9 protein-coding genes, 1 tRNA gene, 1 other RNA gene and 1 pseudogene are annotated in these 12,839 nt (G+C 26.1%); all 12 read right to left on the reverse strand.

Going from position 1 to position 12,839, the window contains the following annotated elements; translation table 11 throughout:
• Positions 1 to 99 precede the first annotated feature (99 nt).
• Positions 100 to 1,149: a [citrate (pro-3S)-lyase] ligase gene (gene citC / locus NQK76_RS01435; protein WP_193622089.1), complete on the reverse strand. Its 1,050-nt coding sequence runs from the start codon at positions 1,147 to 1,149 to the stop codon at positions 100 to 102.
• 151 nt (positions 1,150 to 1,300) lie between these two features.
• A complete protein-coding gene (locus NQK76_RS01440) occupies positions 1,301 to 1,975 on the reverse strand; it encodes a hypothetical protein (protein WP_004995437.1) in 675 nt (224 codons plus the stop codon).
• Positions 1,976 to 2,029: 54 nt separating this feature from the next.
• Entirely contained in the window at positions 2,030 to 2,458 is a 429-nt protein-coding gene (locus NQK76_RS01445; RefSeq protein ID WP_193622091.1) for a hypothetical protein, read from the reverse strand.
• Positions 2,459 to 2,493: 35 nt separating this feature from the next.
• Positions 2,494 to 5,223 (reverse strand): PHP domain-containing protein, encoded by a 2,730-nt coding sequence (locus tag NQK76_RS01450; protein ID WP_255872669.1) that lies wholly within the window; start codon positions 5,221 to 5,223, stop codon positions 2,494 to 2,496.
• A 113-nt stretch (positions 5,224 to 5,336) separates the two neighbouring features.
• Positions 5,337 to 5,726, reverse strand: a complete 390-nt coding sequence (locus NQK76_RS01455) for a hypothetical protein (RefSeq protein WP_054598483.1) — start codon at positions 5,724 to 5,726, stop codon at positions 5,337 to 5,339.
• Between the two features lie 73 nt (positions 5,727 to 5,799).
• On the reverse strand, positions 5,800 to 7,278 hold the full coding sequence (gene lysS / locus NQK76_RS01460) for a lysine--tRNA ligase (protein ID WP_004995429.1): 1,479 nt from the start codon (positions 7,276 to 7,278) through the stop codon (positions 5,800 to 5,802).
• A gap of 143 nt (positions 7,279 to 7,421) precedes the next feature.
• Positions 7,422 to 7,826: RNase P RNA component class B (rnpB, locus tag NQK76_RS01465), an RNA gene on the reverse strand.
• Between the two features lie 81 nt (positions 7,827 to 7,907).
• Positions 7,908 to 8,198 (reverse strand): HNH endonuclease, encoded by a 291-nt coding sequence (locus tag NQK76_RS02575; RefSeq protein ID WP_336622654.1) that lies wholly within the window; start codon positions 8,196 to 8,198, stop codon positions 7,908 to 7,910.
• A 130-nt stretch (positions 8,199 to 8,328) separates the two neighbouring features.
• Positions 8,329 to 8,586: a group II intron reverse transcriptase/maturase gene (locus tag NQK76_RS02555; protein ID WP_320415239.1), complete on the reverse strand. Its 258-nt coding sequence runs from the start codon at positions 8,584 to 8,586 to the stop codon at positions 8,329 to 8,331.
• 75 nt (positions 8,587 to 8,661) lie between these two features.
• Positions 8,662 to 9,558: pseudogene (locus NQK76_RS01475) on the reverse strand (reverse transcriptase domain-containing protein).
• A gap of 827 nt (positions 9,559 to 10,385) precedes the next feature.
• Positions 10,386 to 12,560 (reverse strand): polyribonucleotide nucleotidyltransferase, encoded by a 2,175-nt coding sequence (locus NQK76_RS01480; RefSeq protein ID WP_054598481.1) that lies wholly within the window; start codon positions 12,558 to 12,560, stop codon positions 10,386 to 10,388.
• A 79-nt stretch (positions 12,561 to 12,639) separates the two neighbouring features.
• Positions 12,640 to 12,715: transfer RNA gene (locus NQK76_RS01485), tRNA-Asn, on the reverse strand.
• Positions 12,716 to 12,839 lie beyond the last annotated feature (124 nt).

Raw genomic sequence — 12,839 nt, forward strand, 5'->3', positions numbered from 1 at the left:
CCTTTATTTTAAAAAAAATATAAGTATATGTGTATAAAATAATAACTCATTTATGAATTATTTAAATTTTAATAACCTAAATCTTTTAATTAAATATAGTTAAAAACTTTTATCAATCAATTTAGAAAGTTTAGGATCTTGAGCATATTTTTTATAATTCAATTTTTGCAAAAATTTTAAAGTAGTCGTAGGTACTAAATTTTTCATATCTTTAAAATTTCCTGTAATAAATAATTTACGAACTTGCGTTGCCGAAATCGGCTTAAAATCCCACATTAATCGAGGACAAACTACTAATTCTATTTCTGATTTAACCAAAATTTCTTGCATAATCACATTATATAAATTTGTTGTAGGTGAAAACGGTTCTTCTCCTACGTAACGTTTTTTAATACCTAAATTGCGAGCTATATAATTTTTAAAAATATGCGTGTCTAAAATAATTTGAGAACGAATCACTTTTTCCGGAGATGATAAAAAATAAGAAGGGAAAACATTTCTAGACACTAAATAATTACTACCTTCAACAATAAAAACATTTTTAATATTTTCAGTAAATAATTTTACCATTTCTTTACGTTGTTTATAAGAAAATAAAGATACATCTTCTTTAACCATAATAATATAAACTAAATCACTGTTATTAGATGCTGTTTCAACTAAATATTGATGCCCTTTAGTAAAAGGATTAGCATTCATAACTATAGCAGAGATATTCTTGAAATTAGATTTAATATTATTTTTTCGTAAATCCGATAAATAAGATAAATATTCTTCAAAACAATCATATCTATTAGTCAAAAAACCAAATTCTTCATTACAATAAATCATTCTAAAACCTAAGTATTTAAAAATAGCAAAATTAACAGGTTTTGTAAATACAAAAATTTCATTAAAATTATCTTGATAAATTCTTTTGATAATATAACTAATTAATGCATTAGACAAATTATAACCTTGATATTCCGGATCTACCGCTAAACATCGAATATTATTATAATATCGACCAACTACTCCGATTAATTTATCATTTAAATTCTTAATTATAACATATTCATGAACCAAATCATTTGTTAAGCCGTTTTGAAATAATAATTTTTGAATAGATAATATTTCATTAATATCTTTTTCAGTAACAATTTTTGGCATTTGATAATAACAAATATCTAATCACCTCTTCAAATAAGTGTCTATATTTTAGGTACAAAACATATTTCTTAATATTAAATCTATTCAACAAAAATAATAAAAGAAATTTAATTTAACTATACTAATTATTTTAACACTAAAAAAGCAAATTTTATAAATATTTATCAAAAAAATAAGTAATTTTTGATAATATAAAAAACAATAAGATATTACTTAAAATAAAATTAATAATAAAAATTCCTAAACAATAAGTCAAACAAATTAATAATATTTGATTATTAACATTTTTCACATGAAATAAATTCAAAAACCAATCATACCATACATTGCTTAAAGATAATTGCATATTGGCATAAACCCAATAACTGGAGATAAAAAAAGAACAACTCCTCAAAGAATATGCCAATAATAAACCCAAAAAAATATTTTTTTTATTTTTAGTAATAAACACTTTTTTATTAATAAAAACTCCTACTAAACTCATTAATAAATCCGGTAAAATATAATCAAAAATACACGAAATAAATAATTGGATTTTATTCAATAAGAAAATTTGATTTAAAGAGATGAAAAAATTATAACTTTTTATTAAATGAAAAACAGCATATAAACAACAAATTAATAAATGAATTAAAAAACTATTATAAATACCTGATAAACACAAAATCACTAAAGAAATTTTAAATACTTGGCCACCCAAGGGCAAGTGTAAAAATGAAGTTAAAACTTTTCCAAAGGCTAAATCTATAAAAATCACTAAAGATAAAAAATAACTTACTAAAACAACTTTACGTAATATACAATTATTCAACAAGCGCATAAACATAAAAAAATATTAATTACTTTTTCAAAACTATTCTCGTAATTAAATATTATTTTTTTAAACTTTAAAAACTCCTTTATAAATTAATTCCAAAAAATAAATAATTGATGGATAAATCATACCTACACTCAGACCTAAAAATGCTCCAATAAAAGTACCTAAAGTAATTCCTAAAAGGCCTCTTCGTAAACTCATAAAACAAATGCCATTAATAATACCAAGAAACATAGATTTTAAAAAAATAATAGTTTCTTCTAATTCTTGTCGATCATTAATTTGAAATTGATATATTTTATGAAGATCAAAAACATTAGAAAAATTTATTTGATTATATTGATACACAGTTCTATTATTTAATTTCCATGAAATAATCAATAAAAAACCTAAAAAATTAACACTATAAATTAAAATAATAAACCATGACTGTTTCCAAAATTTACTATCTATTAAATATTTCCTAAAAATATCCCACTTTTTATTTAACAAAATTTATTATTTCCTCCTATATTACAAAATTATTATTAATCAATAATATCTAATTTAAATTTAAAAGCATTTTGAAAATTTTTTTTTAAAATTAATTGATCATAATTATCTTTTAATTCTTTTTTGCGAAAATTAGTTAAATATTGACTATGCTCTATATAATTAAAATCGCAATTTTGCAATAATTGTATACGAGTTAAAGCGAATATATTATCTAATGCTCCAGCAAAAATAAATTTTTGCAACGATTCCTTATTTAAAACATTTTTTAATCTTATTTTAAAATCATCAAAATTTTCAAATTTTTTTATAGAACGTTCTTTTATAAGAGTACGGCATATTTCTAAACTAATATCTCTAATAAAATTTAAAGGTAAAAAAAGTTGATTATTTAAAATACGAAAATTACTAACATCACTATATAAAATATGAGGTTTTTGTATTTTAATATATTTTTTAATTTGTGATAACCACGTTCGAATATTAGCATAATCATCTGGATATTCTTCTGCATAAACTATACCAAAATAAAGTAAATAATTAGCTTTTAAATAAGCCATTCTATAACTTATTAAAGCATATGCTACACCATGACTTTTATTAAAAATATAATTAGAAAACTTTGCAATATAATCATAAACTTTACTAGCCATTTCATCTGTTCTCTGATACAAAACACTTTGAGTAATAAAACTTTTTTTTAAATTAATTTTAACAGATTCGGAAGATTTAGCCATAATCTGTCTCATAAATAAATCCGCTTGCCCCAAATTATAACCTGCAAACTCTGAAGCTATTCTCATCATTTGTTCTTGATACAAAACCACACCATAAGTATCACATAATATATTATCTACAATTTCTATATCAATAAATTTTGATTCTTGATTTATTCTATTTTGTATATAAAGATCTACAAATTTTATAGCACCAGGTCTATTAAAAGATAAAACAGCAACCAAATCTTCAAATGTTTTAGGTTTAAGACGTTCAATAACTTTCCTAGCAGATAAAGATTCTAATTGAAAAATATAATTGGTATCTCCTTTTTGTAATATATTATAGGTATTAGAATCATTTAACGGTATATTTGATAAATCTATTTTGATTTGATTTGTTTGTTCAATTAAAGTAACAATTTTATTAATTAAAAAAAGATTTCGCAAATTTAACAAATCTAATTTAATAAAACCTAATTGTTCTAACTGTTTATGATCAAATTGCACACGATATAATATAACAGAATTATTAGAATTTTTTTGAATAGGTAAATGTTTAGATAAATCTAATTTAGTAATAATGACTCCAGAAGGATGAGTGCCAACTAATCTTGGAATACCTTGAATAATAGAAGCAAATCGAGAACAAATCGCTTTAGCACGAGATATATTGATTTCAATACCATTTTGGTTAATTAATTTTAAATCCATAAGAAAAGAATCTTTAGAATATTTCTGAAAAGTAATTAAATTAGCGATATGTTCAATTCCATATTTATCAACAAGATATTTAATCATTCTAGTAACCTGATCATCAGGTACATCTATATCAATATCAGGAACAGTTGTTCGTTGAAAATTTAAAAATCTCTCAAAAAGCAAATTATATTTTACAGGATCAATCTCAGTAATTCCTAAACAAAAACATAATAAAGAACCAACTGAAGAACCTCTTCCAGGCCCTATTAAAATTTTTTGATTTTTAGCATATTGTATTAAATCAAAAACAATTAAAAAAAAATCAACATAATTCATTTTTTTAATCAAAATTAATTCTTTTTGTAGTTGTTGAATATAAAAAATATGTTTTTTTATATTTATATTTTTTTGCAAATAATAGGTTAAAAAATTATTAGCTTTTTTTTGTAAATATTTAAAATTATCGCAATCTAAATCATGTTTAAAATCGCATACAGTTGAGGGAGGGGAAATATCATATTTAATTAATGGTAAAAATTTTTCTAAATCAAGAAATAATTCAAAATCATTAATATTGTAAAATTGATAACGTTCTTGAATTTGTTTATAGTCAATAAATTCAACATCCAAAGTAATTTGTTCATTAATTTGCTGAGGATTAATAAATTTTTTAATATTATTTTGATAATCATTTATTTTATATAAATATTGATAAATTAATTTTTCTTCCGAAACTAAATAATTAGTTTTATTAACTAAAACCACTTTTAAATTTAATTTTTTAGCTATATTTAAAAAAAAACCTGCATAATCTTGTAATAAAAAAGATTGTAACGAAAATCCAAAAAATAATTTTTTAATATTTTTTTGAAAAAATCGCAAAGTTTCAAAAATAAAAAGAGTTTTATTTTCATAAATGGTTAAATTCATAATTTCATCTTTTAAAATATCACATAAAATAAAATCTAAATTAGATAAAATGCAAAAAATACCATCTTGAAATTTTTGAAGATCCATTACAGTTATTTTATTATTTAATTGAATAAAGTTTAAAATCTTAATTAAATTATTAATACCATCATTATCAAAAGCATAAATTAAAAAACTAATTTTAATATCACGATATTTTAAAAGATCAAAATAAATATAAATTTGCACTCCTATAATAGGTTTAATTTTATATTCACGGCAAAACTTCATTAATTGAATCATCCCGTACAAGTTTTCGACATCACTTAAAGCTACAAAATCATATTTACTTTCGTACGCTTTTTTAACCAAAGATTCCACTGAATGAACACTTTTTTTAATGCTATAAAAACTTTGTAAATAAAAAACCCCTATCATAACACGCAAAACACTTTCTTACCAATAACCAATAACATTAAATACCCAAATAACTAATATATAAAAATCATTCTGATTATATAAAAAATTATATTATAATTAATAAATACTTTTTAATTAAAAATTTTTTTTAAATTTCGTTTATCATACTCCGTTTCAAAATAATTTAAAATATTATTATTTTCATCATGATTTAATATTTGAAATTCAGCAAAATAAAAAGATTCTAAAAATATTATAATCATATATAAATTATATTCTTGAGTAGGTAAAAACGATTCTTGTTCTTGAAGATAATACAATAAATGTTCTTGTAAAAATTCAATATTTATTGTTATTTCTGACAACGAAAATTGTTCTATAATTTTATCAGCTAATTTAATAATATAGATATTATCCATATTTTCATAATCCATATCAGAATTAATATGAGAATGATTTATGATTTTCAAAAAATATAAAAATAACTTTTTTATTTTACAAAATAAAAATAAATTGTTCATTATTATCAATCCTTCACTAATAAAATAGAACAACAAATTAATAATTAATTATTATAATATGATGATTCCTATGTTACTTTTTTAAATGAGGAAATAAAATAACATCACGAATATTAGAATTATCAGTTAATAACATGATTAAACGATCTATTCCTATACCTAAACCACCAGTTGGGGGCATACCGTATTCTAAAGCTTCTATAAAATCTTCATCTAATTCATGAGCCTCATCATTACCTAATGACTTTTGCAAGATCTGCTCTTCAAAACGTTTTCTTTGTTCTATAGGATCATTTAATTCACTAAAAGCATTGACCAATTCTTTACCAGCCACAAATAATTCAAATCTTTCTGTTAATTGTGAATTGCGCGGATGTACTTGAGCTAAAGGACTAATTTCTATAGGATAATTACAAATAAAAGTAGGTTGTATCAAATATGGTTCAACAAATTTCTCAAAAAAAGCAGATATAATATGACCTTTTTTGTAAAAACCTTCTAAAGTGATATCGTGATTTTTAGCTAACTTTTGACACTCTAATAAAGACATATTCTTATTAAAATCAATATTAGTTTTTTGTTTAATAATCTCAATCATATCATATTTATAAAAGTGATCAAATTTAATCAAATTTCCTTGATAATTAAACTCTAACTTACCTAAAAGTTTATAACAAACTTCTTTCAAACATTTTTCAACTAAAGACATCATAGTATCCATATTGGCGTAAGCCAAATAAGCTTCTATAGTTGTAAATTCAGGATTATGACTGGCATCAATACCTTCATTACGGAATACTTTACCTATTTCATAAACGGCTTTCATACCGCCTATAATTAACTTTTTTAACGAAATTTCTGTAGCAATTCTTAAATAAAAATTAGCTGCTAAAGTATTATGATAAGTAACGAAAGGTCTAGCATTAGCGCCGCCAACACAAGAATTTAATACAGCTGTTTCAACCTCTAAAAAATTTTCACTATTAAAAAAATCTCTAAGAAAACGAATAATTTTAACTCTATCTACAAAAGTTTTACGAGCTTTAGGATTAACAATCAAATCTAAATAACGTTTTTTTCGCATTACCTCTTTATCTTGTAAGCCTTTATATTTATCAGGAAGAGGTCGCAAACTTTTGCTTAAAACAACTAATTTAAAAATTTTAATAGTCAATTCACCCGTATTCGTTTTAAATAATATACCTGTAACGCCAATAATATCTCCTAAATCCAACAAATTATAAATTTTAAATTCTTGTTCTGTAATGTTATCACGACGAATATAAATTTGTATATCAGATTCAAAATCACGTATGTTAGCGAAACCAGCTTTACCTTGTATTCTGTTTAAAATGATTCGACCAGCTACAGAGACTAATATTTGATTTTTTTCCAATTGATTAGCTGTCCAAGAGTTATATTGAAACAATAAAGAACTAATAGATTCAGTTTCTATAAATTTATTACGAAAAGGTTCTACATTATTTTTTCTTAAATTATCTAACTTAACTCTTCTAATTGTTTCTTGTTCTGTCATATCTTCTTTATTCATATAATGTAAAAACTCCTACTTGGCAAATCATAACCCATATTATTATACTATTATAATTTTTTTTAAATTAACAATTGTAACATTTAAAATAAATAAAAAAAGAATCTTTTTTAAAAAAAAGATTCTCCAGATAAGAAAATAATGTGCATAAGCCATGTTCTGTTCTTATTTCATCAATAAGTGTGATCATTTATCTCTATTTTTAAAATAGTATAAAAATTAATTTTTTATATTGCATAAAGGGAATATTAATTTTTATATGCCCCTACCTTTTTTTGGGTTGCTAGCTTGAGGGGTTTACCGCGTTTCACTTGATCATTTCTAATCAATTCGTCTCTGTGGCACTTTATTTTTACATTCATCAACTTATTTTACTTTATAAATAAGTTATTAGAATTTCAAAGCCGTCATTTAAATAAATTTAAATGCCTTAAGTTATTTTTTTCTTAAGCACAAACACTACATACATTTCCCGGGATACGGATAGATTATTTGCGTTTCTCTGATAGGATTTGTTTTTCTATCAAATATTACCAATAGCCCCCGTCCAAACGGTGCGGGCAAGTTTCCAAGCACACCGCTTTCCGTAATTTACCCCTTTTTAGAGTTTAACTTCGTGTCACCACTGGTTAAATGCTTATTCTTGACCTTTTGTTCTTCTCAAATATTTTAATATCATACATTTGTTGGTTGGTCCTCTTACAATGACAAACCTGACAGAGTACCGTTGTTTTCTTGTTCATCACGCTTCTCCAATTAGAATCTCTAATGGTTCCGACATGGTGGATTTCGAGGAGTTGATTTCCTAATTGGCAGACCTCGCATTTTTGTGCTGCCAGTCTGTCAGTTAGTTTCGTTCTTCCTTTGAAAAGATTCGGATTGATTGCTATTTCGGCTATTTTGCCTTTATAGTTTCTCATTCTTTTGATTCTTCCCCAGGAAAAATTATCCCATAACTCAACTTTTGCCTTTTGGGGTTGTAAATTGTATTTAATACCCCATCCTAGCGGATGGTTGAGCTTCCTCCGGACCTTAGGCAATGGAGGTTTTTCATTTTCCTGCTAGTGTCTTTAAACAACTGTATTCTGCGATGTAGTTTAAATACGTTAGTTGACTTAGGTTCCTAGCCATGCAGAAATATTGGATGATTCCTCGGACAATTGTTTTGTATGTCTTAATAATTTCCAATGGTTCCCGATGAGCTAGGGTTTGGTCAGGTACTATTTTTTCCCCTTTTTTCCAACCATAGTTGTTAGTATATTTTCTTACAGTCTCCCGTGTTATCAATATATTAACTCTACCATTCAAAGAATTCTTGGTTGTTTTCTTCGTTATGTTATTTCTGGTAGGATTAATCTTAACCAGGTACGATAGAAATTTACATCATTTGGTCGCTGGAACAATTTTTGATTTATCTTTGCTGACTTTAAGACCTAGGTCTCTCGTCAACCATTGACTAACCAGTTTCTTAATTCTCTCAGCTTTATCTCTTTCTCCTTTAACACCGATAATGAAATCATCGGCATAACTTACGTATTCTACGCGAAGATTAGGATTGAGGTTAATTTGGCTGTTGAATTTTTCCCTTTCCTTATAGGTTCTTAATCGTATGGTTTTTTTGTACTCCGGATTTATTTTGAACTGCGCTTTTCCTTCTTTAACTAGTAACCCTAATTTCTTGTCCAGATAATCTAGATAGATATTAGCTAGTAGAGGGGAGATGATTCCACCTTGTGGAGAACCTGAAGTAGTTTTATATTACCATCCTTTATCCATGAAATCTGCTTTCAGCCATCCTTGGATGGTCTTAAGCACTTTCTCCTTGCGGATGTACTTGTGTAGCATCTTTTGGAGAATGTCATGGTCAATGGTGTCGAAGAAACCTTCAATGTCAATCTTAATCAGGTAGTCAATGCCTTTGAATCTATGTTCTATCCGCTTAACAGCATCCAGCCCAGATTTCTTAGGCCTAAATCCAAAGCTCCATTCCGAAAAGATATTCTCAAAGTAGGGAGTTAGTAACTGTTCCAGGGCTTTCTGGATAATTCTATCGTGCATGGTTGGGATACCGAGTGGTCTGGTTTTACCCTTCCCCTTCGGAATGTGAACTCTTTTAACCGGTTTTGGGTTATATTGGTTGTGAACGTATTTTTGGTGATATTTCTTTAGTTTATTTAAGTCCATATCATCTATTATTCTCTCGTCGATTCCCGGTGTTCCTGCCCCCTTATTGGTGGCCACCTGGTTGAACGCGAGGTGTGAATTAATTAAGTTGTTCATCCCCCATTTGAGTTCTTGTTTTAATGGGTATTATTTTAAAGACTGGTCATGAATCTCATTCATTGTCCGTAGAAGCCTTGATTTTAATGACTCAAAATCGTTCATAGGTATTGCCTATCCCTTCTGCGGTCTCAATGAATAAACAATAAATTACTTTCTTCCTTCGCCCTATGAGAGTCGTTATCTCTCTTCTTGGTAAGACGATTGTCTAGATTATTCCAAATCTAGGTTTACTCTTACGACTACTAAGAAGATTCTTTATCCTTACCCATCAGGGCTTTTATTTCCTGATTTATAAATTTAATTATTTGGTTTTAGGATTCTCCAAGTTGCTCTAAATATCTACCTTGGTTCTTTAGGTGAAGTAACCATTTAAAATGGTGAGATTCCAGATTTAAATTGATAAACTATCTAATCCACATACCAAATTGATAGGTCCTGGACTGTTCATTTATAGTAGCTTACGAACAGGTTTGTTAATTACATCTACTTGTTCTTCTTAGGCCATTGCAGGCTTATCCATGGAACCATTCGGTGGCGAGATCGTTTTGACTAGCTACTTCGTCGCAATCCGCTTTTAAGAACTGCTGTAATTCCTGAGTGTTTCCATTCCGGAACCGTTCTTACCCTTTCGGTGTTTATCGCACTGGTCATTGGTCAATTGACAAGATAATTAGGCCTCTTTGGCGCCCTATGTGCTAACATGGACTTTCCTAAATTAGAAATTTTTAATTTCAAAAAAATATCTAACTTCGATCACCTTCCATTATTCTTATCATCGATTATTTTAACAAATTTTTTTTAAAATTAAATATTAATTTAAATAATTATTTTTCCAAAATCAAAGATAAATCTATTTTACCTTTTTCATTAATACAAATACATTTAGCTAAAACTTTTTGTCCTATCGAAATAACATCTTCAACACATTCAACTTTCGAATTAGATAATTTACTAATATGAATAAATCCTTCGATCCCAGGAAAAATCTGAACTATAGCAGCAAAAGAATGACCACTTTTTTTATCATACAAAATTTTTATAACAGTAACTTCATACACTTTACCTATTTTTATTTCATCTACTAAATTCAAAATATAATTAGATACTTGATTAACAATACTTTCATTATTATGCATAATAAAAATATTACCGTTTTGTTGAATATCTATTTTAACATTATCATAAGTCTCAATGATTTGATTAATAATTTTACCACCAGCACCGATAATATCACGAATTTTATCTACAGGAATATTAATCATCTTCACCTTTGGAACATAAACAGACATATGTTCTCGAGGTTTTTGAATAGTATTGTTCATCTTTTCTAAAATTTCTATTCTGCCTAAACGAGACTTTTCCAAAACTTCTTGTAAAATATTAAAACTAATACCTTCTATTTTAATATCCATTTGTGCAGCTGTAATACCTTTAATAGTACCGGCGATTTTGAAATCCATATCACCTTTTTGATCTTCTAAACCTTGAATATCACTTAAAATAGCATAATTATCTTCGTTTTCAAAAAATAATCCCATTGCTAAACCCGCTACAGGTCGTAATAAAGGTACTCCTGCATCCATCAAAGCCATAGAAGCTGCACAAATAGTTGCCTGAGAAGATGAACCGTTAGATTCTAAAATTTCCGATACTACCCTAATAGTATATGGAAAATCTTTTTCAATAGGAAGTACATTAGATAAAGCTTTTTTAGTTAACATTCCATGACCAATTTCTCTTCTAGAAGGCATCATATATTTACCAATCGAACCTACAGCAAAAGGTGGAGAATTATAATGAACAATAAAAGATTCTTTTTCTTCTTCGCTAAGATCATCTATTAATTTACATTCACTTAAAGCACCAATAGTAACCACCGCTAAACTTTGAGTTTCACCTCTAGAAAAAAGAGCTGATCCGTGAGTACGCGGCAAAACTCCTACTTCAGTTTGAATAACACGAATTTCGTTTAAAGTTCGACCGTCAATTCTTTTTTTTTCTTTTAAAACAATTTCTCTCATTATATCTGTGAATAAATCATTAAACATATGTGTAAATTGTTCTTTTGTTTTTTCCAATTTATATTGATGTTCACAAACAACAATAAAATCTTTGGGTATATTAATTACAAATTCTTTATCTTCTATAAATTTTTCCCAAATAATATGTTTAATATTATTAATTTCATCCGAAAAAATCTTTTTAACAAATTTTTTATTAATTAATTTTTTAAAATTATTTTTAAAAATATCAAAATATTTAAATTTAAATTTATTAAACAAATCAATATTATAATTATTTATTGAATGAATATTTTTAACAATATTTAATTTTCTTTTAATTTCTTCCTGGAAACTACATAATTGTTTAATAAATTCATGACCAAATAACATAGCTGATATTAAATCTTTTTCTGAAATTTCTTTGGAACTAATTTCTATCATATTTAATTTATCTTCAGTACCACTTAATAATAACCATAAATCAGAAATATTTTTTTGTTGAGGATCAGGATTAATAATGAATTTATTATTAATTCGACCTACACATACTGCTGCAACAGCTTTATCAAAAGGAGCGTCAGAAATTAAAGATGCTAAAGAACTACCTAAAATAGCAAAAATTTCATTATTACAACTATCATCATTACTTAAAATAGTATTTACAATTTGAATTTCTTTATTAAAATTCTTAATAAATAATGGTCTTAATGTTCTATCTATCAAACGAGCATTCAATATACCTGCATCAGAAGGTTTACCTTCTCTTTTAGAAAAATTTCCTGGTATTTTTCCTGCTGCATAAAATTTTTCTTGATAAAAAATCATCAAAGGTAAATAATCTAAAGAAACTTCATTATCACCAATAACCAAAACACTTAATAAAACAGTATCTTTATAACGCACTAAAATAGAGCTATTAGCTTGTTTAGCTAATTTATTAACTTCTATAATAAGTAAATTATTTTCAAAAGTAGTTTCAAACACTTTTAAAGTCATGAAAATCCCCTTTTTTTCTAAAATAAATGCGACAAACATCACAAACTACTTTTGAAAATAAAATATTAAAAATTTAAAATGGCGCCTATGCTAGGGATCGAACCTAGGACATTCTGATTAACAGTCAGATGCTCTACCAACTGAGCTACATAGGCTTAAATAACACTTATAATTACCTAAAAACTTATAATTACCTAAAAATCTTAAAAATTTACTTCTTAAGTTTCCGGTTTTGGTAGAGAATGAGGGGATCGAACCCCCGACCTTCTGCTTGTAAGG

The organism is Candidatus Phytoplasma australasiaticum subsp. ipomoeae (genome assembly GCF_024425275.1).
Taxonomy (GTDB): domain Bacteria; phylum Bacillota_I; class Bacilli_A; order Acholeplasmatales; family Acholeplasmataceae; genus Phytoplasma; species Phytoplasma australasiaticum.